The organism is Micrococcus sp. KT16 (assembly GCF_003315015.1).
GTDB lineage: Bacteria > Actinomycetota > Actinomycetes > Actinomycetales > Micrococcaceae > Micrococcus > Micrococcus luteus.
In genome coordinates this window covers 200,866-224,691 of record NZ_QNRG01000004.1, presented here as the reverse complement: position 1 = coordinate 224,691, position 23,826 = coordinate 200,866, and the positions used below count along the sequence as shown (strand labels likewise).

Annotated in this window: 20 protein-coding genes and 1 pseudogene; 13 read left to right on the top strand and 8 right to left on the bottom strand. The window is 74.2% G+C overall.

Annotated features, from left to right (window positions below; genetic code table 11):
- The first annotated feature begins 13 nt into the window (after nt 1–13).
- Nucleotides 14–1,000: a tRNA glutamyl-Q(34) synthetase GluQRS gene (gene gluQRS / locus DE149_RS05770; protein WP_113914129.1), complete on the top strand. Its 987-nt coding sequence runs from the start codon at nt 14–16 to the stop codon at nt 998–1,000.
- 39 nt (nt 1,001–1,039) lie between these two features.
- On the opposite strand, the gene DE149_RS05765 is transcribed toward gluQRS, so the two are convergent.
- A complete protein-coding gene (locus DE149_RS05765; RefSeq protein ID WP_049146682.1) occupies nt 1,040–1,705 on the bottom strand; it encodes a malonic semialdehyde reductase in 666 nt (221 codons plus the stop codon).
- Between the two features lie 78 nt (nt 1,706–1,783).
- Here DE149_RS05765 and DE149_RS05760 point away from each other — a divergent pair, with 78 nt between their 5' ends.
- On the top strand, nt 1,784–5,269 hold the full coding sequence (locus DE149_RS05760) for a DNA polymerase III subunit gamma and tau (protein WP_113914128.1): 3,486 nt from the start codon (nt 1,784–1,786) through the stop codon (nt 5,267–5,269).
- A gap of 115 nt (nt 5,270–5,384) precedes the next feature.
- On the top strand, nt 5,385–5,984 hold the full coding sequence (gene recR / locus DE149_RS05755) for a recombination mediator RecR (protein WP_002856659.1): 600 nt from the start codon (nt 5,385–5,387) through the stop codon (nt 5,982–5,984).
- A gap of 43 nt (nt 5,985–6,027) precedes the next feature.
- Here the strand turns inward: recR and DE149_RS05750 are convergent, their stop codons facing one another.
- Together DE149_RS05750 and DE149_RS05745 are read right to left on the bottom strand one after the other, a co-directional pair.
- Nucleotides 6,028–7,284 carry an ABC transporter permease gene (locus DE149_RS05750; RefSeq protein ID WP_113914127.1) on the bottom strand — a complete coding sequence of 419 codons (1,257 nt, stop codon included), beginning with the start codon at nt 7,282–7,284 and terminating at the stop codon, nt 6,028–6,030.
- On the bottom strand, nt 7,281–8,294 hold the full coding sequence (locus tag DE149_RS05745) for an ABC transporter ATP-binding protein (RefSeq protein ID WP_113914126.1): 1,014 nt from the start codon (nt 8,292–8,294) through the stop codon (nt 7,281–7,283). The genes DE149_RS05750 and DE149_RS05745 overlap by 4 nt, the downstream gene beginning before the upstream one ends.
- A 228-nt stretch (nt 8,295–8,522) precedes the next feature.
- On the opposite strand from DE149_RS05745, the gene DE149_RS05740 reads away from it, so the two are divergent.
- Nucleotides 8,523–9,809 (top strand): aspartate kinase, encoded by a 1,287-nt coding sequence (locus tag DE149_RS05740; RefSeq protein WP_036384130.1) that lies wholly within the window; start codon nt 8,523–8,525, stop codon nt 9,807–9,809.
- 123 nt (nt 9,810–9,932) lie between these two features.
- Here the strand turns inward: DE149_RS05740 and DE149_RS05735 are convergent, their stop codons facing one another.
- A complete protein-coding gene (locus DE149_RS05735) occupies nt 9,933–12,917 on the bottom strand; it encodes a S8 family serine peptidase (protein ID WP_113914125.1) in 2,985 nt (994 codons plus the stop codon).
- Between the two features lie 267 nt (nt 12,918–13,184).
- Between DE149_RS05735 and DE149_RS05730 the strand changes: the two are divergent.
- The 3 genes and pseudogenes from DE149_RS05730 (at nt 13,185) to DE149_RS05720 (ending at nt 17,425) form a co-directional block, all read left to right on the top strand.
- Nucleotides 13,185–14,255, top strand: a pseudogene (locus DE149_RS05730) (3-methyladenine DNA glycosylase).
- 95 nt (nt 14,256–14,350) lie between these two features.
- Nucleotides 14,351–16,228, top strand: coding sequence for an alpha/beta hydrolase (locus DE149_RS05725; protein WP_113914124.1), 1,878 nt, complete (start codon nt 14,351–14,353; stop codon nt 16,226–16,228).
- A gap of 204 nt (nt 16,229–16,432) precedes the next feature.
- Entirely contained in the window at nt 16,433–17,425 is a 993-nt protein-coding gene (locus DE149_RS05720) for a GNAT family N-acetyltransferase (RefSeq protein WP_069941505.1), read from the top strand.
- 221 nt (nt 17,426–17,646) lie between these two features.
- On the opposite strand, the gene DE149_RS05715 is transcribed toward DE149_RS05720, so the two are convergent.
- Both DE149_RS05715 and DE149_RS05710 read right to left on the bottom strand, forming a co-directional pair.
- A complete protein-coding gene (locus DE149_RS05715) occupies nt 17,647–18,009 on the bottom strand; it encodes a VOC family protein (RefSeq protein ID WP_020621445.1) in 363 nt (120 codons plus the stop codon).
- 187 nt (nt 18,010–18,196) lie between these two features.
- On the bottom strand, nt 18,197–18,496 hold the full coding sequence (locus DE149_RS05710; protein ID WP_051049981.1) for a hypothetical protein: 300 nt from the start codon (nt 18,494–18,496) through the stop codon (nt 18,197–18,199).
- Between the two features lie 128 nt (nt 18,497–18,624).
- On the opposite strand from DE149_RS05710, the gene DE149_RS05705 reads away from it, so the two are divergent.
- The 3 genes from DE149_RS05705 (at nt 18,625) to DE149_RS11685 (ending at nt 19,580) form a co-directional block, all read left to right on the top strand.
- Nucleotides 18,625–19,131 (top strand): hypothetical protein, encoded by a 507-nt coding sequence (locus tag DE149_RS05705; protein ID WP_020621444.1) that lies wholly within the window; start codon nt 18,625–18,627, stop codon nt 19,129–19,131.
- A 3-nt stretch (nt 19,132–19,134) separates the two neighbouring features.
- Nucleotides 19,135–19,338, top strand: a complete 204-nt coding sequence (locus tag DE149_RS05700; RefSeq protein WP_002856639.1) for a helix-turn-helix transcriptional regulator — start codon at nt 19,135–19,137, stop codon at nt 19,336–19,338.
- An 86-nt stretch (nt 19,339–19,424) separates the two neighbouring features.
- On the top strand, nt 19,425–19,580 hold the full coding sequence (locus DE149_RS11685; RefSeq protein ID WP_010079551.1) for a hypothetical protein: 156 nt from the start codon (nt 19,425–19,427) through the stop codon (nt 19,578–19,580).
- Between the two features lie 40 nt (nt 19,581–19,620).
- Here DE149_RS11685 and DE149_RS05695 read toward each other — a convergent pair whose 3' ends face one another.
- Together DE149_RS05695 and DE149_RS11615 are read right to left on the bottom strand one after the other, a co-directional pair.
- Nucleotides 19,621–20,067, bottom strand: a complete 447-nt coding sequence (locus tag DE149_RS05695; protein WP_069941506.1) for a YchJ family protein — start codon at nt 20,065–20,067, stop codon at nt 19,621–19,623.
- Nucleotides 20,064–20,228 carry a hypothetical protein gene (locus tag DE149_RS11615; protein WP_158530781.1) on the bottom strand — a complete coding sequence of 55 codons (165 nt, stop codon included), beginning with the start codon at nt 20,226–20,228 and terminating at the stop codon, nt 20,064–20,066. The genes DE149_RS05695 and DE149_RS11615 overlap by 4 nt, the downstream gene beginning before the upstream one ends.
- Before the next feature lie 176 nt (nt 20,229–20,404).
- Here DE149_RS11615 and purS point away from each other — a divergent pair, with 176 nt between their 5' ends.
- From purS to purL, 3 genes are read left to right on the top strand one after another with little or no spacing between them, the layout of a single operon-like run.
- On the top strand, nt 20,405–20,671 hold the full coding sequence (purS, locus tag DE149_RS05690; protein WP_069941507.1) for a phosphoribosylformylglycinamidine synthase subunit PurS: 267 nt from the start codon (nt 20,405–20,407) through the stop codon (nt 20,669–20,671).
- Nucleotides 20,668–21,462 (top strand): phosphoribosylformylglycinamidine synthase subunit PurQ, encoded by a 795-nt coding sequence (purQ, locus tag DE149_RS05685; protein ID WP_069941508.1) that lies wholly within the window; start codon nt 20,668–20,670, stop codon nt 21,460–21,462. Before purS ends, purQ begins: the two co-directional genes overlap by 4 nt.
- The gene (gene purL / locus DE149_RS05680) at nt 21,459–23,765 is read left to right on the top strand and encodes a phosphoribosylformylglycinamidine synthase subunit PurL (protein WP_041103643.1); all 2,307 of its coding nucleotides are present in this window, start codon (nt 21,459–21,461) and stop codon (nt 23,763–23,765) included. Before purQ ends, purL begins: the two co-directional genes overlap by 4 nt.
- Nucleotides 23,766–23,826: the final 61 nt, after the last annotated feature.

The following is a 23,826-nucleotide window of genomic DNA, read 5'->3' as shown; positions in this document are numbered from 1 at the left end:
CCCAGGAGATCCCATGCCCGCCGGACGCTACGCCCCCTCCCCCACGGGAAGCCTGCACCTGGGCAACCTGCGCACCGCGCTCGTCGCGTGGCTCGCGGCGCGCGCCACGGACCGTGCCTTCCTGCTGCGGGTCGAGGACCTGGACCGCGTGCGCTCCGGGGCCGAGGCCGGGCAGCGGGCGGACCTGGCCGCCGTCGGGCTGGATTGGGACGCCGAGCCGGTGCGCCAGTCCGAGCGCACCGCCCTGTACGACGCCGCCGTGGCCGCCCTGCGGGCCGCGCACGGCGCGGACGCGGTCTACGAGTGCTTCTGCTCGCGCAAGGACATCGCCGAGGCGACGTCGGCCCCGCACCCGAGGCCCGACGACGGCGCCCCCGCCTCCGGCGGCGCCGTGCCGCTGCGTCCGCCCGGCTTCTATCCGGGCACCTGCCGCGGCCTGACGGAGGCCGAGCGGGCCGAGCGACGGCGGGTGCGTCCCGCCGCCCTGCGGATCGACGCGGCGAAGGTCGCGGGCCTGCCTGCGGGCGAGATCCCGCGCGCCACCGCCGTGGACGTGCTGCACGGCGAGGTCACGGGCCTGGTCGACGACCTGGTGCTGCGCCGAAACGACGGGGCGTACGCGTACAACCTGGCCGTCGTCGTGGACGACCTGGCGCAGGGCGTGGACCAGGTGGTCCGCGGCGACGACCTGCTCGACTCGGCCCCGCGCCAGCGCTGGCTGGCCGAGGCGCTGTGCGCAGCGCGCGGGGAGCCGACGCCTGCGGTGGAGCACCTGCACGTGCCGCTCGTGCTGAATGCGGAGGGGCGGCGGCTGGCCAAGCGGGACGGCGCCGTGACCCTCGAGGACCTCTCCGCGCAGGACCCGGCGTGGACCCCCGAGCGGGTGCGGAACCGGCTGCTGGAGTCCCTCGGCCTGCCCGCGGGACCGCTGGCGGCCGCCGTGCCCGCGTTCGACCCGGCCGCCCTGCCGCGTGATCCGTGGGTGTTCACCGGGCTCTGAACGGGCCGGCGCCCTGGTCCGCCGCAGGCCCGGCCCCGGTCAGAGGACCTGGGCGGCCTGGTCGAAGTCGAGGCGGCCCTGGCGGGGCTGCTGCGCCTTCTCGTCGTCTGCGGCGGCGTGGCCCACGTTGATCACCAGGAGGGACTTCCAGGCACGGTCCGCATGGAACTCGGCGTCCACGGCGGCGGCGTCGAACCCGGCCATGGGGCCGACCTCGAGCCCGTGGGCGCGCAGGGCCACGAGCAGGTAGCCCACCTGGATGAGCGCGTTCGTGCGGCCCATCCCCTCGCGCATGCCCGGCTTGCCCTCGGCATCCTCCTCGAAGCCCTCCCGGAACGGGGCGAGGTGGCCCATGTGGCGGTGCCAGTCGAGGTCGTAGGAGGCGATCAGCGTGAGCGGGGCGCGCTCCGTCTTCTCCCGGTTGAACTCGATCATCAGCGGAGCCAGGCGGGCGCGGGCCTCGGGGCTGTCCACGACGTCGAGCCGCAGCGGCTGGTTGTTCATGGCGGTCGGCGCCCAGCGGAGGTCCGCGTAGGCCCGCTCGATCAGCGCGAGGTCGACGGGCTCGTCCGAGAAGAGCTGCGTCGTGTGGCGGTCCGCGAAGAGGCGGTCGATCTCGGCCTGACTCAGCGGTCCCGCGTCCGGGGCCGGCTGCGTGGGGTGGATCGTGTCCTCGGCGTCGGTGTGCATGTGCGTGGTGGTCATGGGCCAGGGAACGGGCCGGTGGGTGGGCGCATTCCCCGGCTCCCTTAGCCCGTCCGCCCGCCGGATAGGCTTTCGAGGGTGAGCACCGCCCTGTACCGCCGCTACCGCCCGGACCGTTTCGAGGACGTGATCGGGCAGGACCATGTCACGGTCCCGCTGCGCACCGCACTGGCGAAGGACCGCGTGAACCACGCCTACCTCTTCTCCGGCCCGCGCGGCTGCGGCAAGACCACGTCCGCCCGCATCCTCGCGCGCTGCCTGAACTGCGCCCAAGGCCCCACGCCCACGCCGTGCGGCGAGTGCGACTCGTGCCGGGACCTGGCCACCGGCGGGCCGGGCTCGCTGGACGTGCTGGAGATCGACGCGGCCTCGCACGGCGGTGTGGAGGACGCCCGCGGCCTGCGCGAGCGGGCCACGTTCGCCCCGGTCCGGGACCGCTACAAGATCCTCATCATCGACGAGGCGCACATGGTCACCGCGGCGGGCTTCAACGCGCTGCTCAAGATCGTGGAGGAGCCGCCGGAGCACCTGAAGTTCATCTTCGCCACCACGGAGCCGGAGAAGGTCATCGGGACCATCCGCTCCCGCACCCACCACTACCCGTTCCGGCTCGTGCCGCCGGAGCCGCTCATCGCCTACCTCGAGCAGCTGTGCGCGGAGGAGGGCGTGTCCGTGGAGAAGGGCGTGCTGCCGCTCGTGGTGCGCGCCGGCACGGGCTCGGTGCGTGACACGCTCTCCGTGCTGGACCAGCTGATCGCGGGTGCCCAGGAGGGCCAGGTCTCCTACGAGCTCGCGGTGAGCCTGCTCGGCTTCACCCCGGAAGCCCTGCTGGACGACGTGATCGACGCCGTCGCCGCGGACGACACCCCCACCGTGTTCCGCGTGGTGGACCGCGTGGTGCAGTCCGGCCAGGACCCGCGCCGCTTCGTCGAGGACCTGCTGGACCGCTTCCGCGACCTCGTGATCGCCCGTGCCCTGCCGGAGGAGGCCGGGGCGATCCTGCACGGCATGCCGGAGGACCAGGTGCGGCGTCTGTCGGCGCAGGCCGCGCAGCTCTCCCGCGCGGAGCTCTCCCGCCTCGCGGACGTCACCAACCTCGCGCTGACGGACATGGTGGGGGCCACCAGTCCCCGCCTGCACCTCGAGCTGCTCATGGCGCGCCTGCTGCTGCCTGCCTCGGACGAGACGCACCGCGGCCTGGCCGCCCGCCTCGAGGCCCTCGAACGGCGCCTGGAGCTCGGTGGCGCCGCGCCCGTCGAGGACGGCGCCCCGGAGGGCACGACGACGCCGGCCCGGTCCGGCACGCCCGCCGCGGACGGCGGCGGATCGGCCGAGAACGCGGAGGGCTCCGGCACTCTGACCGGTGCCGCGCTCGCCCGGGCCGCCATGCGGCGGCCGGAGGAGCCCGCGCCGACCGCGTCCACCGCCCCGCCGGAGCGCTGGACGCCGCCTGCCCCGCAGTCCGCGGCAGAGGCGCCGGAGGGGGACGCCGCCGCCGGGGCCACGGGGTCCGAGCGTCCGCAGCAGCCGCCGCAGCCCAAGCGGCCCGAACCGGCTGAGGTCGGGGCCCGTTCCGGGGACACGCGCCGCCCGGAGGCCGGGAGCCGCGCCGAGCCTGAGGGCCGGCCCGAGCCCGAGGGCCGGTCCCAGGCCCAGGAGCGCACCGGTGCCGCGCCGGCCCCCGCCCACGGGCCGGAGGAGACGGCCGCGCCGTCGAGCCCCACGCCCGCCCCGGCGGCGAGCCAGGTGGAGATGATCCGCCGGGCCTGGCCGGACATCCTCACGGCCCTCGAGGACGCCTCACGCCTGGTGTGGATGCTGGTGAAGGACAACGCGAGCGTCGCGGGCTACGACGGCTCGTTGCTGACGATCGGCTTCCAGCAGGACGGGCCCCGCCAGTCGCTGCTCGGCCGGGGCGGTGACCGCGTGCTCGGCGAGGCCGTCCACCAGGTGCTCGGCATCCGCCCGCGGCTCGATCTGATCCTCGGTGGGGACGCGCCGACCGGGGACGCCCGCGCACAGTCCGGCGCTCGCCCGGCCGGCCCGGCGCGGACGGACCGGCCTGAGCGTCCGGCCCCGCAGCAGGGCCGGCCCGACCGACCGACGGCGCAGCCGAACCGGCCCGCTCCGGCACCGGGGCAGGCCCCACGCGAGCCGGAGTCCTCCCGCCCCACCCCGCCGCGCTCCGCCGCACCCTCCACCGCGGAGGACGATCCGGCGCCGCCGGCCGCTCCGCCCCGGGCCACGCAGCAGCGTCAGACGCCGGAGCCGTCCCCCGCCTGGACGCCCGCGGCTCCCGCCACCTCCTGGGGGCCGGCGCCGACGTCGTCGACGACGCCCGCCCCCGCCCCGCCGGCGGACGGCTGGGGCGGCCCGGACGAGGAGCCGCCCGCCTGGGACGACGCTCCCCCGCCCGAGGAGGACCCGTGGGACTCGCTGCCCGCGTTCGACCCGGACGCGGAGCAGGACGACTCGGACGGCCCCGAGGGCTGGACCCCGCCGGCCCGGGACGCCGAGGAGCGGCCCGTCGGCGCCGCCGGCTGGGACGGCCCCGTGCCGTCGGTCGAGGACTGGGGCGCGCCGCCGCAGGCCGCACCGGCCCCCGGCGGCGCCGCGCCGGACGCCGGCCAGGACTCCCCGGTCCAGCCCGACGCCCCGACCCCCGGCGAGAGCGAGCCGAGCGCCGAGGAGGTCCGTCGGGCCTACGACCCGGGGCCGCTGGTCCGCGAGGAGGAGCACTCGATCCCCGTGTTCGCCCGTCCGGAGGCGGAGCTGCGCGCCGAGTTCGCGAAGCGCTTCGGCGCGACCCGTCCCGCCGGCTTCGACGACGGCGCGGGCGCGGCCGCGGACGGTGACTCCGCCCGGCCTGCCACGCCGTCGCCCGCCCCGGACGACGACGCAGCGGCCACGGAGCGACGCGATCTCCACCCGGCCGCCTCGGGCGCCGGCCCGTCCTCGGACGAGGAGCGGCGCCCCACGGGCTCGCCCACGGCCGACGCGACCCCTGACCCGGGCGTGCCCGCCGACGACGCAGACGCCGCGCCGCGCGCGGCTGCCGGCCCGACCGGTTCGGACTTCCCGGGTTCGGGCCATCCGGCGAGCATGTACCCGCGGCTCATGGAGCGGCTGCGGGCCGGTGGGCCCCTCGAGCCTCCGGTGAACGCGGGCTCGAGCGGCGGCAGCGGGACGGGCGGCGGCCCCGGCGCTCCCGATGGCTCCGGCCCGGACGCCTCGCCGGGCTCCCCCGCCGGGGGCCGGCCGAGCGCGGCCTCGCTCGGGGCGCGCCCCGCCGACGTCGAGCCCGCCGGGGGAGCCTCGGCGCCGCCGTCGTTGGACGCGCGGGCCGCGGCCATCCGCGCCGCCCGTGAGGCCGCCCAGGGTCGCGGCCCGGCCCGGCCCGCCGACACCGGCCCCGCCGCCCCGGCGACGTCCGGTGTGGGATGGGAGGACGAGGTCGCCAGCGACGACGACGTCCCGCTCGAGGACTCGGGCCTCGTGGGCCGGGCCGTCGTCGAACGGGTGCTCGGCGGCCGTCTGCTCGAGGAACGCCCCAACGACGCCTGAGGCGAACGCGCCCGTACGCCGTCCGGGGCCGCGGGCATGATGGACGCGGCGCCGGACCACGGCGCCGCGTCGGGGCGCACGCCCCACGAGACGCACCATCGGACGAGGGAGACGGATGTACCAGGGCGCGGTGCAGGACCTGATCGACGAGCTCGGCCGCCTGCCGGGCATCGGGCCGAAGTCCGCCCAGCGCATCGCCTTCCACATGCTGGAGGCGGACCGGGAGGACATGCTGCGGCTCGCGGACGCCATCCGCACGGTCAAGGACAGGGTGCGGCTGTGCTCGGTCTGCTTCAACGTCTCCGAGGACGAGGTGTGCTCGCTCTGCCGGGATGAACGCCGGGACCGCTCCCAGATCTGCGTGGTCGAGGAGTCGCAGGACGTCATGGCCATGGAGCGCACCCGCGCCTTCCAGGGCCGCTACCACGTGCTCGGCGGGGCCATCAATCCGATCGCCGGCATCGGCCCCGAGCAGCTCCACGTCCGCGAGCTGCTCACCCGGCTGCAGGACGAGGCCGTGCAGGAGGTCATCCTCGCCACGGATCCCAACCTCGAGGGCGAGGCCACGGCCACCTACCTCGGCCGGCTCCTCGGCGCCACGGGCATCCGCGTCACGCGCCTGGCCTCCGGTCTGCCCGTCGGCGGAGACCTCGAGTACGCGGACGAGGTCACCCTCGGCCGTGCCTTCGAGGGCCGCCGCCTGATCAGCGGCTGACACCGGCCGGCGTCGAGCAGGTCCCGCCCGGCGCCGGCCCGGCTCAGGCCACGCGCGTGCCGGCGGGCAGCCGCCCGGCCGGGGTGTCCAGGCGGCGGTGGCCCCACCAGGCCAGCCCGGCCACCAGCACACCCTGCATCGCCAGACCGAGCGGCCACACCGGCCAGGTGCCCTGCCGGTCCGGCACGCCGCTCTGGTCGAGACCGCGCAGCTCGCCGTCGAGGCACTCGACGTCCCGGACGGGGTCACGCTGGGTCCAGCGCAGCCCCACGGACAGCAGGTTGAGCGGCCCGGGATCCACCCGGGTCCCGTCCGCGAGGAGCCCTGCCTCCCAGGGGGAGGCATCCGCGAGGACGGCGTAGGGGTTCGCCGCGAGCAGCCATCCGCTGCGCCGCGGGTCGGGGATCGTCCGGGCGGTCACCGGGCCGACGCACCGGTCGGCGATCCCGTCGAACAGCTCCGGGTGCGCCGCCTCCCACTCGGCCCAGGCCTGCTCCGCCTCCTCCGGGGTCATCTTCTCGAGCTCCGCCTCGGTGAACGGCTCCGCCGTCATGGAGCCGTACTCGGCGTCGTTGGCCCGCACCTCGGTCTGCAGGAACTGCAGGGACAGCCCGAAGGCCACCAGGGTGCCGATCGTCAGCGCCGCCACGATCAGGTACGTCACCACGACGGCGAACAGCGTGCGCCCGGCGATCGCCGAGACGGCCACGCCGATCCCCGCGATCATGCCGAACTCCACGAGGATCATCACGAGCCCCACCAGCACGGCCCACGGGGACACGCGCCCCACCACGGCCGCGACCGCCAGCCACGGCAGCGCGGCCGCGAGGAACGCGGCGGAGGCGATCCACGCGGCCAGCCACTTGCCCGCCATCAGGTGCCCGGTCCGCAGCAGGGTGACCTGGGTGATGGCCAGGGTGCCGCCGGCACGGTCGCCCGAGATCGCGTTGGCCGCCAGGGCAGGTGAGACCAGCAGCGAGAGGGTGAGGACGAAGAGCAGGACGCCGTCGAAGAGCGTCCGCCCCAGGGCGCGCATCTGCTGCTCCGCCAGCTCCGGCTCCAGGCCGGACGCCTCCATCTCCGCCACGCCCAGGCTTCGCAGCCCGAGGGCGCCGAGGGTCACCGCCCCCACCACCACGAAGAAGACGCCCAACAGCACGTACCAGCCGCGCGAGCGCAGCCGCTGACGCAGTTCCATCCCCACCACGGTGGCCACGGCCTGGGCCGCGCCGAGGCGTCCCCCCGGCTGCGGCTGAGGCGGGCGGCGGTCGTGGATCGAGGTCGCGACGGCGGTGCTCACGGCCGGTCTCCTTCGGTGCGGGGGCCCTCCAGATGGAGGCCCAGGTAGGCGTTCTCGAGGCGGGAGCCCTCCGGCGCGAAGTGGCTGACGAGCACACCCTCGCGCACGAGGTCCGCGAGCAGAGCGGCCGCGGCGGCCTCCCCCCGCAGCTGCACCACGACCCCGTCCCGGCGCTGGCCCGCGCCGGCGCCCGTGGCCGCGGTGACGGTCAGGCCGCGGGTCTCGAGGGCGCGGACGAGGTCCTCCCGGCCCGTCGGGTCGGGTCCGGCGATCCGGTAGGGGCGGGCGAAGTCGTCGGAGGCGCGGAACTCCTGGGTGGCCACCGTGGCGCCCTCACGGAGGAACACGGCGCGATCGGACATCTCCTCGAGCTCGGCGAGCACGTGGGAGGAGACGAGCACAGCGGTGCCGGCTGCGGCCATGGCGCGCAGGTCGTCCCGCAGCCGGATGCGGGCGGCCGGGTCGAGGCCGTTGGCGGGTTCGTCCAGGAGCAGGACGGAGGGCCGGTGCACGGTGGCCCGAGCCAGGGACAGGCGCTGCTGCTGGCCGCGGGAGAGCACGCGGGCGGGCCGGTGGGCGAACTCCGTGAGCTCGACCCACGCTAGCTGCTCGTCCGCGCGTGCCGACGCCTCCGCCTTCCCCATGCCGTAGAGCCGGCCCAGGCTGGCGAGGATGTCGTGGCAGGTCAGCTCCTCCCACACGCCCAGGGTGTCGGGCATCCAGCCGAGCCGCCGCCGGGCCTCGACGGGCTCGCGTACCGCGTCCACCCCGGCCACGGACACGGCGCCGGCGTCCGGGCGCAGCAGGGTGGCCAGGATCAGCAGGAGCGTGGTCTTGCCCGAGCCGTTCGGGCCGACGAGGGCCGTCACGGAGCCGGCGGGCACGGTGAGGGAGACGTCCCGCACCGCATGGACGGCGCCGAACGAGCGGGCGAGGCCGTGGGCCACGATCCCGTCGTGGGCGGCCACCCCCAGGACGGGTGAGGCGGGCGGGGGTGCTGGAGCGGTCATGGCCCCATCCTTGCCGGACCGTGCCCGGACGCGGATCCACCCGGGGGATGATCCCGGCGCCGATCCGAGCCCGACCGGGGTCGCAGGCGGGGCCGCGGACGCCGTCGTCCTGACCGACCACGGGCGCCGGGTCCAGCATCCGGAACAGGGGTTCACCTGGCGGACTCGCGCGGGTGCGCGCCCCTAGACTTGGCCCGAACCGACCCTCGATCCCGTCCGGAGCGACCCATGAGTCTCATCGTCCAGAAGTTCGGCGGCTCCTCCGTGGCCGACGCCGCCGGCATCCAGCGCGTGGCCCGCCGCGTCGCGGACACGGTCCGGGCCGGGAACCGCGTGTGCGTCGTGGTCTCGGCCATGGGCGACACCACGGACGAGCTGCTCGACCTCGCCGCCGAGCTCACGCAGGACGCGCCCGCACGCGAGATGGACATCCTGCTCTCGGCCGGCGAGCGCATCTCCATGTCCCTGCTGGCGATGGCCATCCACGCCGAGGGCGTCGAGGCCCGCTCCTACACCGGCTCCCAGGCCGGCATGCTGACGGACACCTCGTACGGCCGGGCCCGGATCGTCAAGGTCAACCCCCACCGCGTGCAGGAGGCCCTCGACGCCGGCCGCGTGGCCATCGTGGCCGGGTTCCAGGGCATGAGCCCCGAGTCCAAGGACATCACCACCATGGGCCGCGGCGGCTCGGACACCACGGCCGTCGCCCTCGCCGCCGCGCTCGGCGCGGACGTGTGCGAGATCTACACGGACGTGGACGGCGTCTACTCGGCGGACCCGCGCGTCGTACCGACCGCCCGCAAGCTCACCGAGCTCTCCTCCGAGGAGACCCTCGAGATGGCGGCCTCCGGATCCAAGGTGCTGCACCTGCGCTCCGTGGAGTACGCGCGCCGCTTCGGCGTGCCGCTGCACGTGCGCTCCTCCTTCTCCGACCATGAGGGCACCTGGATCATGCCCGACCCGAACGACACCATCACCCTTCAGGAAGGCGCTCCCATGGAACAGCCCATCGTCTCCGGCGTCGCCCACGACCGCTCCGAGGGCAAGGTCACGATCGTCGGCGTCCCCGACGTGCCCGGCAAGGCCGCCGAGATCTTCCGCGTGATCGCCGTGTCCAACGTGAACATCGACATGATCGTGCAGAACATCTCCCGCGAGGGCTCGGGTCGCACGGACATCTCCTTCACCCTGCCGATCGTGGAGGGCAAGGACGCCATGGCCGCCCTGCGCGCCGCCCAGGACCGGATCGGCTTCCAGGACATCGTCTCGGACCCGGAGATCGGCAAGCTCTCGCTGATCGGCGCGGGCATGCGCTCCAACCCGGGCGTCTCCGCCACCTTCTTCAAGGCCCTCGCCGACGCCGGCGTGAACGTGGACCTCATCTCCACCTCGGAGATCCGCATCTCCGTGGTCACCGCCGAGAGCAAGCTCGACGACGCCGTCCGCGCCGTGCACGCCGCCTTCGGCCTCGACGCCGAGGAGGAGGCCACGGTCTACGGCGGCACCGGCCGCTGACGCCGCACCCGCCCCTCCCCCACCCACCACGACGCCGGCCCCGCACCTTCAGCGTGAAGGTGCGGGGCCGGCGTCGTGCGGGGTCCCTCCCGTTCCGTCAGCGAGGACGGAGGGGGTCGGCGGTCACGGGACCTGGACGGTCACGTCGGTCGTGATGCCCGCGTCCCAGGTGACGAGGCCCTTCCAGGTGCCCGAGGTCAGGCCGGACCAGGAGAGGGTCGCCTCGGTGGCCTTGCCCGAGGTCACGGGGACCGGGTTCGGGGAGACGGTCAGGTTGCCCGCGTCCTCGCGCAGCTTGAGCGTCTCGAGGGTGCCGGTGTCCTTGCCGCCGTTGGCCGCGTACAGGTGGCCGACCACGGTGTAGGCGCCCGGGGTGGGGTTCGCGATCGTCAGCGTCTCGGACTCGTCCGCAGTCGCCCGGGAGAGCTGCTTGCCCTCGGGGGTGATCACGTACAGGTCCCAGTCGGCGCCGGCAGCCCCCGCGTTGATCGAGGCCACCAGGGACTGGGTGCCCTCCTCCACGGTCACCGTGGACACGGCCAGTGCGCTGGACACGAGCGAGTTGCTCGCGGTGGCGGCGGCCACGGTGGAGTCCACCTTGCCCAGGCCCAGGACCTGCGGGGTCAGCTCACCGGTCACGCCGGGGGTGATCTCCACGTCGGCGGAGCCGGTGGCGCCGGAGCCCTCGACGGCGGAGGTGACGGTCGCGGACTTCGCCTTCACGGTGACCGGGGAGGTCACCTCCGGGACGGGCTTGCCCTTGGCGGTGGTCCAGGACATGGAGCCGTGGGTCCAGGTGTTCACCGCGGCGTCGGTGCGGGTGACGGTCAGCTCGACGTCGGCGGACTGGCCGGCCTTCAGGTCCAGCACGGCCGGGGAGGCGGTCACCTCGAAGCCGGGCACGTTCGCGGAGAACTGCCAGCGGCCGTTCTCCCGGGCAGTCACGGTGCGGGTCACGGTGGCCGAGCCGACGACGTCGGGGATCGCCAGGGACGGGACGTTCACGTCACGGCCGGCGATGTCGCCGCGCAGCAGCGCGTCCCACTGCTCCTTGCCGGACTCGTAGACCAGGCCCGGGCGGGCGGCGGCGGCCGGATCGGCGGAGCCGGCGCCCGTGGCGAAGTTGTCCGTGTTCACGGTGCCGTCGGCGTTGTACACGTCGCCGGCGGTGGTCATGAGGGCGGACTTCACGGCCATCGGGGACCAGGCCGGGTACTTGCCGATCAGCAGCGTGGCCATGCCGGCCAGGTTCGGCGAGGCCATGGACGTGCCGGACATCAGGCCGAACGTGTTGCCGTGGTAGTCGGGGTCCAGCGGGGAGACGCCGGCGATCACGTTCACACCGGGGGCGGCGAGGTCGGGCTTCAGGAGCTCCTGGTTCACGGCGTTGGCCGGGCCGCGGGAGGAGAAGCCGGCGATCTGGGGCAGCGGGTCCTCCGGCAGGCCGGTGGTGTCGCCCGGGACGATCGTGGCGGTGAGGTCGGAGGACTTCACCTTCTCGATCACGCCGTTGTCGTTCATGTGCACGGTCGGCACCGCGTGGATGTCCGCGTCGAGCGAGCCGGACGGGGTGTTCACGAGGATCATGCCGACGCCGCCGGCCTCCTCCACCACCTGCGACTTCTCGGTGCGGGCGTTCACGCCGCGCTCGCAGAGCACGATCTTGCCGGCGGCCTCCTCGGTGAGCCCGCCGGGCAGGCAGAGACGCGCGGCCTCGGCGTCGCCGGCGGCGACCTCGGACGCGTGGATGACCTCGGCCGGGCCCACGCCGGTGCGGGCCGAGGAGGCGCCGCGGAGCTGCGTGCCGTCGGAGAACTGCACGGTGGCGGTGAGCTCGTTGGAGAACGTCTCCGCGGCCACGGTGGTCAGCCACGGGGAGCCGTGGTTCACGGTGTTCGGGCCGGGGCCGGAGTTGCCGCCGGAGGCGGCCACGAAGATGCCGGCCTCGGCGGCGGACTTGAAGGCCATGGCCACCGGGTCCACGATCGAGGTGTTGGAGCCGGAGATCGAGTAGTTCAGCACGTCCACGTTGTTCTCGATGGCCTGCTCGACGGCGGCCACGGAGGCGGAGGTGTAGCAGCCGCCGGTGTCCGGATCGGTGTCCTCCCAGCAGATCTTGTAGGAGATCAGGTGGGCGGCCGGGGCCACGCCCGCGCCCTCGCCGAAGGAGTCGCCGTCGATGGTCTGCTCCACCCCGGTGTTGCCGAGGATGGTGGTGGCCACGTGGGTGCCGTGGGAGAACACGCCCAGCGGGGAGATGCGCTCCTCCGGGGCCCGCTCGTCCACCGGGACGAAGCGCTCGAAGTCGTCGGAGAAGGCGTAGGCGCCGATCAGCTTGGAGTCGCACGACGACGCCGGGAAGTCCGGGCCGGTCTCGCAGTCGGCCGTGGCGGTGGTGCCGTCCGCCTTGAGCACGGCGATCTGGCCGTCCGCGGTGCGATACGGCACGCCGACCTTGGCCTTGCCCTTGAGCGGCTGGACGGGCTGACCGTCGATGAACGGGTTGTCCGGGTGGATGCCGGAGTCGATGACGCCGACCACCACGCCCTTGCCCGCGTTCTCGGCCTTGCCGTACACGGACTTCCAGGTGCCCTTCTTGCCGGGCAGGCCGAGGAATTCGGTGGAGCTGTAGTCCGGGGCCACCTGCTCGTCCGGTGCGACGCCGAGCACGGCCGGGTCCTTCGCGATCGCCTGGGCCTCCTCGGCGGTCAGCTCGGCGACGAACGCGTTCACGGCGCGCTGGAAGGATATCTCGGCCTTGGCGCCGTGGGCCTTCGCGACCTTCGCCTGCTGGCGCTGGAGCTTGGCCTCGTAGTTCTTCACGCGTGGGTGCGAGGGGTCGAACTTCGCCTTCGGGGCGGCGCCCGGAACGGCGCCGGCCTCGGGGGCGGTCACCGACGGCTGGTCCTTCAGGACCACGAAGTAGCGGGCGTCCTCGAACTGCTGCTGGACCTGCACCTCGCCCTGCGGGCTGGAGACGGTGCTGCCGTCGGGCAGTTCGACGGCGGTGGCCGACACCGCGAGCGCGGGAGCGGCCACGAGGCTCGCGCCGGCGACGGCCGCGGCCAGGGCCCGACGGCGCCGGGCAGGGGTGGGGTTCTGAGGCATTGCCTCCGCCTTTCTCATCAAGGTCCGCCCAGCTCTCGCCCGTGGCACGACGGCGGGGATGGCGCCGGGGGACGGGGAGAGCGGCGCCGCATGTGATGGGCGCCACAGCAAGACACGTGCAATCTACCGTCCGGTAGGGCGTTTGACCAGATCTTTGCCAGGCAACGTCCAGGGCCGTCGAATAACGGCCGCCGGAGCGCGCTCCCCGCGTCGGCGCCCCGGGCCCGCTCGCTCATGAGGGGCACCACGGGGGAGGATGGTGGGGCCATGCCCGAGCCACGCACCGCCCCCGCGCCCCCGCCGACCGCCGTCGTCGCCCTGCCCGCCGACGTGTGGCGGGCCCACGCGCGGGCGCACCGCGAGCGCATCGCCCGACGCACGGACCCGCTGGTGGCCCTGCGGATGCGGGGCGAGAAGCACCCGGTGCAGGACTTCCTCTTCGGCTACTACACGCACTCCCCCGCCGCGCTGCAGCGCTAGCACCCCGGGCCGGGGGTCCTCCTCGCGGACGACGACGGCGCCGCGGCCCGCGCCGAGGCGGCCGAGCTGGGCGCGACCCCACGGGGCGAGTGGAAGCACTACCGGCGCGTCGAGGCCGGTGAGGTGGCGGGCGCCGTCGTCGACGGCCGCGCGGTGGGCGGCTGGCTGGTGGACGTGGCGGCGGTGCTGGCCGACCGCGCGTCGGGGGTGGCGTTCACGCGGGACCTGCTCGCGCGCACGGCGGAGCGGGCGCCGCGCCTGGGCTGCTTCGGGCTGCACGAGTGGGCGATGGCGTACCGCTCGGACGTGCACGGGGTGCGGCACTCCCAGCTGCCGCTGCGGCTCGGGGCCGAGGGGACGGACGCGGTGGTGGAGGGCTCGCGGATCCGGTGCACGCACTTCGACGCGTTCCGGTTCTTCGCGCCCGAGGCCCGCGACCGCAACGAGGGCGACGACGGCGTCCTGCCCACGCGCGCCGGGATGCGGGAGATGGAGCAGCCCGGCTGCCTGCACGCGGGGATGGACCTGTACAAGTGGGCGTACAAGCTGGTGCCGGTGGTCGACTCGGACCTGCTCGCGGACTGCTTCGACCTCGCGTGGGACATCCGCAGGCTGGACATGGAGGCCTCGCCGTACGACCTGACCGGGGTGGACGACCTCTCCGACGGGCGCGGCGGCTACGCGGCCGTGCGGATCGAGGAGCCGGCCGGGCGTGCCGAGTACGCGCGGCGCCAGCGCGAGTTCGCCGAACGGGGCCAGGCGCTGCGGGCGCGGCTGCTGGCGGTGCTGAACGCAGCCGCGGGGGCGGCCCCCGGGACCGGGCCGGACGCCGAGTGGACTTCCAGCGCACGTCCATGATTAGGATGGCCGCTCTACAGGCTGTGAGGCGCATCACTCGCGTCATCCGGTGACCGCCCCGGCCCTCTCCGCACCGAACGACTCGAGGACCTGACGTGACCAGAACCGTTCCAGCTCGCCGCCGCACCACGCTCGCCGCCGCCGTCGCGGCCGTCTCGCTCGCCGTCACGGCCGCCGCCCCCGCGCTCTCCGCGCCCGGCAACGGCAACGGCAACGGCAACGGCAACGGGTCCGCATCGCAGGGTCAGGCCCGCTCCAACGACCTCTCCGCCACGCGGGGCAACAAGGTCAACGACGCCGCCGCGCTCGCGCCGCACCTCGTGGGCCAGACGCTGGACTGGGAGGCCTGCGACTTCGGCAGCGAGAGCCTCAACGCCCGGTTCAGCGCGATCCCCGGCACCGCGTGCGCCGACGTCACGGTGCCCCGCGACTGGAAGAACCCCGAGGACGGCCACACCATCACCCTGCGCGTGGCCAAGACCGAGACCTCGAAGGGCAACCCGGAGCGCCAGGGCATCGCGCTGGTCAACCCCGGCGGCCCGGGCGGCTCCGGCCTGCCCTGGGGGCCCGCCATGGCCGAGCGCGCCCCGGAGCTCGCCGAGCAGTACGACTTCATCGGCTTCGACCCCCGCGGCGTGGGCCAGTCCACCGCCCTGGAGTGCACCTACACGCCGAACCCCGAGCACGACGTGTGGCAGGACACGAAGGCCCAGGTCGACGCGTGCCTGGAGAACGAGCTCACCCCGTACATCACCACGGAGCAGACCGTGTACGACATGGACTTCATCCGCGCCGTCCTGGGCGAGGAGAAGACCTCCTACATCGGCTACTCGTACGGCACGTGGCTGGGCAGCTGGTACCAGCGCGTCTTCCCCCAGCACGCGCACCGGTTCCTGCTGGACTCCGCCGTCGACATCTCCCGCGACGGGCTCCAGACCACCTGGGACCTGCAGCCGCGCTCCCGCGACCGCCAGTTCCAGGACGCGATGCTCCCCTACGTGGCCCGGCACGACGAGATCTTCGACCTCGGGGACGACCCGATGCAGATCCGGGAGCGCTGGGAGGACGTGGGCGGCACCCGCACCCAGCTCGGCATGATCGTCGCCGGCTCGTTCCTGCTGCCGGCCCTGTACGACACGTCCCAGTACCTCGACGCCGGGTCCGTCATCGCCGCCTACATCCGCATCATGGAGTCCGAGGCCGCGGCCACGGACCCCGCGGGGCAGCGCACCCAGATCGAGCGCATCCTGGCCGAGGCCCGTGCGTCGCTGCCGGCCGAGGAGCGCGACTCCTTCGACCGCTTCGCCGCCCGCGGCCTGGAGACCGTGGGCGAGCGCGAGCAGCTCGTCGCCGCCACCCAGGCCGGTGACGCCGTCACCTTCGAGGGCGCGTTCTCGGCGATCCGCTGCCAGGACGGCCAGTGGAACACCTCGCAGGGATACTGGACCTCGTGGGTGGACGACCTCGGCCGCAAGGCCCCGTGGATCGGTGTGCTGATGGGCCCGTCGGAGTGCATGTACTGGCCCGCCCAGACCTCCATGCCCGCCCAGCCCGGTGGCAAGGGCGCCCCGAACACCGTGATCGTGCAGTCCGAGCTGGACGCGGCGACCCCGTACGAGGGCGGCCACCGCGCCGCCGGCGTGCTGCGCAACACGTCCCTGATCTCCGTGGACAACGAGGGCACCCACGGCCTGTTCCCGTACCGCACCGAGTGCGTGGACGCGCCCATCCGTGACTACTTCCTGACCGGCGCCCAGCCGGCCGAGAAGTCGCTGTGCGACGCCGTCCCGCTGCCGCTCGAGACCCAGCCGGTCCAGGTGGCCGGGACCCCGACGCACAAGGGCGACATCAAGATCTCGATGCGCACCGACGCCGTGCGCGAGGCCAACCGGATCACCCACGACGCGATTGAGCGTCAGCTGATCGACTCCCGCGCGGTGACCCCGGACGTCGAGGCCTTCCTGGAGGACTGACGGCCCGGGCACCCCGGCACCCGGCTCGCCCCCGACGGCCCGGCGACTCCCCCGCGGAGACGCCGGGCCGTCGTCACGCCCCGGGGCGGCCCTGCAACGCTGGTTGAGTTGTCGCGGGTGCCGCCGCCGCGCACCCCCGATAACTCAACCCGCGATGGGCAGCCGGAGGGGTGGCGTCGACGCCGAGGCCGATAGCCTCGCGCCATGATCCTGCACATCACCCTCCCGGAGGACTGGGCCGCCGCGCGTCGCACCGGCCGCTACACGGCGTCGACGCGCGGCGCCTCGATCGACGACGTCGGCTTCCTCCACGCCTCCGACGACGCCGCCCAGGTGGGAATGGTCGGCGCGGCGATCTACCCAGACCGGCCCGACGCGTTCGTCGTCGGCCTGGACGAGGACGAACTGGCGGGGGCCGGCCTGCGGGTGCGGCGCGAGCCGGGAGACCCCTCCGATCCCCACTCGGCCGAGTTCCCGCACATCTATCCGGACGAGGCCGTCTCCGGGCACATCCCGTGCTCAATGCTCACCCCCGTGACCGACCCACGGGCGGACGCCCGCGTGCACCGCGAAGACTCGGCCGAGGCCGCCGCGCTGCTCGACGCCGGGTGGAGCGTGCGCTCCCGCTCCTGGGGCGCGCGCCTCCACCTCGACGACGACGCCGACCTGGCGCCCTACCGTGGCCACGTCGCGGTGGCCGAAGCGCGGGGAATCGAGGTCCGGAGACTGACCGCCGTCGACCTGCCTGCCCTGCGCGCCCTCGACGAGGAAGCGGCTCCCCGATTCCCGCACACCGACGGCTCCCGTCACGAGCCGCTGCCGGACGACCTCGAGGCCCGACTGTCCACCCCAGAGGGGCTCGCCGTGGGGGCCTTCCAGGGAGGCGTGCTCATCGGATTCACCCTGACGTTCCGCTCCCCTGACCGGTGGGAGGTCGACCGCACCGCGGTCGCGTCCGAGCACGAGAACCGTGGCGTGGCGAAGGCCGTCAAGGCGGCGACTGTCCTGGCGACCCATGCCCGCGGTGGGCGCGAGTGGGGAACCGGCGGCGCCGAGTCCAACGCGGCGTCCCTGCGGATGAACGCGGCCCTCGGGTTCCGTCTCGAGCCTGCCTGGCTCGGGCTGACCCCGCCCACGACGTGGGAGGAGTTCGCGCGGGCCCCGGCGTCAAGCTCCCTTGACGACAAGGTCACTTGACTGTCAAGCTTGCTTCACAACGTCCGGTCGGACGGCCCCCACAGAGCCTCCGAGGCGGGCCGGGCCACCGGCCCAGGGCATCGACCACAGGAGGGCCCCATGACCACGAACCACTCCCGCCACACCACCGCCGCCGCGGACGGCCCGGGCACCCGGTACCCGGTCCGCCCCGACGGCCCGGCGACTCCCCCGCGGAGACGCCGGGCCGTCGTGGGGTCGGCTCAGCCGTCGAGGATGCAGAACTCGTTGCCCTCGGGGTCGGCGAGGACGGCCCAGCCGAGGTCGACGCGGCGGTCGTCGACCATCGCGGCGCCGAGGGCGAGCGCCCGCTCGATCTCGGCGTCGCGCGTCGAGCCGGCGGCCGCGCGCAGGTCCATGTGGGCGCGGTTCTTCACGCGCTTGGCGTCCGGGACGCGGAAGAAGAGGACGACCTGCCCGTCAGGGCCGACGAGTGAGCACTCGTCCGACCCCGGGCGGTAGAGGTGAGGCTCGTCGACCTCCCAGCCGAGCAGCGCGCGCCAGAACTCGGCGATGGCGTGGGGGTCCAGCGCGTCCCACGTGGTGTGAGAGAGACGGAGGGACATGGCGGCTCCTCAGGAACGGGCCGGGGCGGGCGGGGACGACTCCACGCGAGCCAAGGGCGCGGCACCCCGGGCAAGGCGGGTTGACTTGTCACGGGTATTCACCGCCCAGACCCGCGACAAGTCAACCCGCGTTGGCCGGACGGGCGGACGGACGGCGGAGGGCCGGGTCACCCGCGGATGTGTCGCATCACGAGCCGCGGGATCGCGCTGCGCGGGCTGATGCTGCACCACGCGACGGGCTCGCCGTCCGAGTACCGACGACGCCGGGCGCAGGCTCCCCCGCAGCGAGCGCCCGCATGGTGTCCTCGCGGGGGTCGCCGGGCGCGTGCCTCTGCGGCGCTGAGAGCCGGGGGGACAGGCACCAGCAGTGCGTGGCGCGGCGGTTCGGGTTGACGACGTGCGCGAAGTCGTCGAAGCGGTCGGCGGTGAGCGGGTGCACCTCGAAGGCCATGCGGCCAGCATCGTGGGCGGCGGTGGAGGCGTCCATGGCGAGGCCCAGCTCCGCCGCCGCCCTGTCGGGCCACCGTCAAGCAGACTTGACGTCAAACTCTCTTTACTGTCAAGCTTGCTTCACACGACGGGGACAAACCCCGGCCCCGCCCCGGAGGGACCGCCATGGCCACCACGCCGCACACCACCACCGACCTCGCCCGCGACCGCCGCCCCCGCTGGGGCCGCTCCGCCCGTCTGGGCGGCGGGTCCGGGCGACTGATCCTCGTCAGCCTCGTGGCCGGCGTCGTCATCGCCCTGCTGATCGGGGCCGCGTCCTACGGTCTGGCCTCGAGCCAGGGCGACGCCGGTCCCCGCTTCCCGGCGGTCACGGGCGCGGTCATGGCGGCGTCGGCGCTCCCGGTCGGCGCAGCCCTCGCCTGGCTGTTCCTCGTGGACCGCACCACCCTGCGCGGCGCCGTCCGGGACACCGAGGAGACCATCGAAGGCCGGTGGCTCGAGAAGGCGCAGTCCGGCGCGTTCGGCGACCTGCTCGTGGTGCTGGGCCTGGGCACGTTCGTCGTCGCCCTGGCGGGGTGGCAGCCCAGCCTCCCCCTCGTGGGCGCCGGGCTGCTCCTCTTCGCGGGCGCCTCGGTGGCCGTCCGCTACGCGCTCCAGAAGCGCCGGGGCTGAGCCGTGGAGAACACCATCCCCGACGAGCGTGCCCGCCTCGGCTGGTCGCAGCAGCGGCTCGCCGACGAGCTCGGCGTCTCCCGGCAGACCGTCATCTCCCTCGAGAAGGGCCGCTACGACCCCTCGCTCCCGCTCGCCTTCCGCCTCGCGGCCGTGTTCGGGCGGCGGATCGAGGACCTGTTCACCCCGGACGGCAACGCGGGTTGAGTTGTCGCGGGTCCAGGCGCCCAGCACCCGTGACAAGTCAACCCGCGTTGGGCCCGGGGCGGCGTGGGGCATGAGAGGCTGGGGCCATGGATCGAGAGCTGCGCACCCCTCCGGAGCTGGAGGGCGTGGACTGGCACGACGACGCCCCGCGTCGCCCCCGCCCGATCGTCACCCTGGTGGCGTGGATCGCCATCCTGGGCCTGGTCCTCAGCGTGGGCGCCGGGATCTTCTCCGCCTTCTGACGCGGCACCGCCGGCCGCCGTCCGACGCGCCGCTCCGGCCTCAGCGCACGTCGCCGTCCACGTAGCGCCAGATCCCGTCCTCACGGCGGAACCGGCTGACCTCATGGAGTCGGAACCGCCCCTCGGCCCCCGTGCCGACGGCCACGAACTCCACGGTCCCGGCGTCCTGGAACGGCCCGCCGTCCCGCACGTCCAGCACCGCCAGGCGGGTGAACCGCGGCGCCTGTTCCCCCTCGGTCGGCAGCAGCTCGGCCGCGGTGGGCCGGTGCTCGGGAACCCAGGTCGCGGCGAGATAGTCGGCCATCGCCCGCGCCTCTGCCGGCCCGGCCTCGCCCAGCCGCGCGAACGCCGTGTACCGGGAGCGCATGAGCGCCTCGGCGGTGGGCGCGGTCAGGGCGCCGTCCCGGGCGAAACGCGCGTGCAGGCGACCGCAGCACGCCGCGAGCCCGGCTCCGGACCCGCAGGGGCAGGGCTCGGGGCGGGTCACCGGCGCGGGCGTCCGGTCGCGCGACGCCGGGCGGAGCGGGCCTTGATGCGGCGCACTCCCGTCAGCACGACGCCGGCCGCCGCGGCGAGCAGCGCGGGGCCGAGCGGGCTGATCGGCCGGCGTCGGCCGAGCGGGGACATACGGGTCTGCTGAGGTCTCATGCCGCCAGGCTACGCCGGGCCGGCTGCCGCGTGCCGCCCCCATCACACCCACGATCCCGCGTCCGGGCGGCCGAGTAGACTGGGCGGGCAAGCACGCGGAGCGCCCAGGGCCGGGCGTGAGACGGCATCTACACCGTCCTGCTCCGCGGCATCGTCCCGCACCCAGGAGCGTGTTCATGCCCATCATCGTCGTCGACGTCATGCCCAAGCCCGAGATCCTCGATCCGCAGGGCAAGGCGATCAACGGGGCCCTGCCCCGCCTCGGCTTCACCGAGTTCAGCCAGGTCCGCCAGGGCAAGCGCTTCGAGCTCACCGTGGAGGGCAAGGTCACCGACGAGATCCTCGCTCAGGCCCGCACGGCCGCCGAGGAGATGCTGTCCAACCCCGTCATCGAGGACGTCGTGAACGTGGCCGTCCTGGACGAGGCCGAGGGCGCCCGATGACCGAGCTCCCCCTCATCGGCGACTACTCGACGCCGACGACGCCGCTCAGCGGCGCGCGCATCGGCGTCATCACCTTCCCCGGCACCCTGGACGACGTGGACGCGCTGCGCGCCGTCCGCCTCGCCGGCGCCGAGCCCGTCTCCCTGTGGCACGCCGACGCGGACCCGCAGCGGACGCTCGCCGGCGTGGACGCCGTCGTGATCCCGGGCGGCTTCTCCTACGGCGACTACCTGCGCGCCGGCGCGATCGCGCGCTTCGCCCCCATGATGGACGCGGTGGCGACGGCGGCCGGCGGCCCCGAGGGCGAGGCGGACGGCCTGCCGGTGCTCGGCATCTGCAACGGCTTCCAGATCCTCACCGAGTCACACCTGCTGCCGGGCTCGATGATCAAGAACGACCACCTGCACTTCATCTGCCGCGACCAGGAGCTGGTCGTGGAGAGCACGGACACCGTGTGGACCCGCGACTTCGAGCAGGGCCAGACCATCACCGTGCCCCTGAAGAACCAGGACGGCCAGTACGTGGCGGACGAGACGACCCTCGACGCCCTCGAGGCCGAGGGCCGCGTGGTGTTCCGCTATCAGGGCTGGAACCCGAACGGCTCGCGCCGGGACATCGCGGGCATCGCGAACCCGGCCGGCAACGTCGTCGGTCTGATGCCGCACCCGGAGCACGCCGTGGAGACGGGCTTCGGCCCGGACACCGCCGCCGGCCCCCGCTCCGGCGTGGACGGCCTCGGCTTCTTCACCTCCGTCCTGACCACCCTCGCCAGCCGTGGAGGCCATGCATGAGCCAGCAGTTCAACATCGAGACGGTCGCGGACGCCCAGGCGACGCCGGACGTCGAGCAGCCCTGGGCCGAGCTGGGCCTGAAGGAGAACGAGTACGCCGAGATCAAGAAGATCCTCGGCCGCCGCCCCACCGCGGCCGAGCTGGCCATGTACTCGGTCATGTGGTCCGAGCACTGCTCGTACAAGTCCTCTAAGGTGCACCTGCGCCAGTTCGGCGAGAAGCTCACCGACGAGATGAAGCAGCACATGATGGTGGGCATCGGCGAGAACGCCGGCGTGACCGACCTCGGTGACGGCTGGGCCGTGACGTTCAAGGTCGAGTCCCACAACTCGCCCTCCTACGTGGAGCCCTACCAGGGCGCGGCCACGGGCATCGGCGGCATCGTGCGCGACATCATCTCCATGGGTGCCCGCCCGGTGGCCGTGATGGACCCGCTGCGCTTCGGCGCGATCGACCACCCGGACACCGCCCGCGTGTTCCACGGCGTGGTGGCCGGCATCGGCGGCTACGGCAACTCCCTGGGCCTGCCGAACATCGGCGGCGAGACCCGCTTCGACCCGATCTACCAGGGCAACCCGCTCGTCAACGCCCTCGCCGTGGGCGTGCTCAAGCACGAGGACCTGCGTCTGGCCAACGCCTCCGGCGTGGGCAACAAGGTAGTTCTGTTCGGCGCCCGCACCGGCGGTGACGGGATCGGCGGCGCCTCCGTGCTGGCCTCCGAGTCCTTCGACGGCGACGGCAAGCCCGCCAAGCGCCCCTCGGTGCAGGTCGGCGACCCCTTCTCCGAGAAGGTGCTCATCGAGTGCTGCCTCGAGCTGTTCCGCGACTCCCTCGTCGAGGGCATCCAGGACCTCGGCGCCGCCGGCATCTCCTGCGCCACCTCCGAGCTCGCCTCCAACGGCGAGGGCGGCATGCGCGTGGAGCTGACCGACGTGCTGCTGCGCGACTCCACGCTGACCCCGGGCGAGATCCTCATGTCCGAGTCGCAGGAGCGCATGATGGCCGTGGTGACGCCGGAGAACGTCGCCGCGTTCGAGGCCGTCATGGCAAAGTGGGACGTCGAGTACTCCTGGCTGGGCGAGGTCACCGGCGACGGCCGCCTGATCATCACCTGGGACGGCGAGGTCATCGTCGACGTGGACCCGCGCACCGTGGCCCACGACGGCCCGGTCTACGAGCGCCCGTACGCGCGTCCGGCCTGGCAGGACGAGCTCCAGGCGGACACGTTCCGCTCCTCCGAGGCCGGTCAGGACCTGCCCGCCACGGGCGAGGAGCTGCGCGCCGCCGTCGTGGAGCTGATGAGCTCCCCGAACCTGGCGGACACCTCTTGGATCACCCGCCAGTACGACCGCTACGTCCGCGGCAACACCGCCCTGGCGGCCCCGGACGACGCGGGTGTGGTGCGCGTGGACGAGGAGACCGGCATAGGCGTGGCCCTGGCCACGGACTGCAACGACCGGTTCACCTACCTGGACCCGTACACGGGCGCGCAGGCCTCCCTGGCCGAGGCGTACCGCAACGTCACCACCGCCGGGGCCGTGCCCCTGGCCGTCTCCGACTGCCTGAACTTCGGCTCCCCCGAGGACCCGGACGTGATGTGGCAGTTCGCGGAGGCCGTGCGCGGCCTGGCGGACGGCTGCCAGACCCTCGGCATCCCGGTGACCGGCGGCAACGTGTCCCTGTACAACCAGACGGGCAGCACCCCGATCCACCCCACCCCCACGGTGGCGGTGCTCGGCCAGCTCGACGACGTCCTGCGCCGCACCCCGTCCGGCTTCGCCCCGGACGCGGACGGCCAGGCGATCTACCTGCTGGGCGAGACCGCGGACGAGCTGGACGGCTCCGAGTTCGCGCGCCTGCGCGGCCACCTCGGCGGCCTGCCCCCGAAGGTCGACCTGAAGAAGGAGCGCCTGCTCGGCGAGCTGCTGGTCAACATGTCCCGGGACGGCATGATCGACGCCGCCCACGACGTCTCCGGCGGCGGCCTCGCGGCCACCCTGTCCGAGATGGTGCTGCGCTTCGGCGTGGGCGCCCGCGTGGTGCTGGACGAGGTGCTGCGCCGCGCCGGCGTGGACCTGTTCACCGCACTGTTCTCCGAGACGCAGGCGCGCGCCGTCGTGGCCGTGCCCCGCACCGAGGAGGTCCGGTTCACGGACATGACCACGGCCCGCGGCTACGCGGCCGTGCGCATCGGCGTGGTGGACGCCGACTCCGCGGCCCTCGAGGTCCAGGACGCCTTCACCCTGCCGATCGCGGAGCTGCGCGAGGCCTGGGAGGCCACCCTGCCGAAGCACTTCGGCTGACCCCGTGGGCCCACGGGCCCCGGCACGACGACGGCCGCTCACCTCCGGGGTGGGCGGCCGT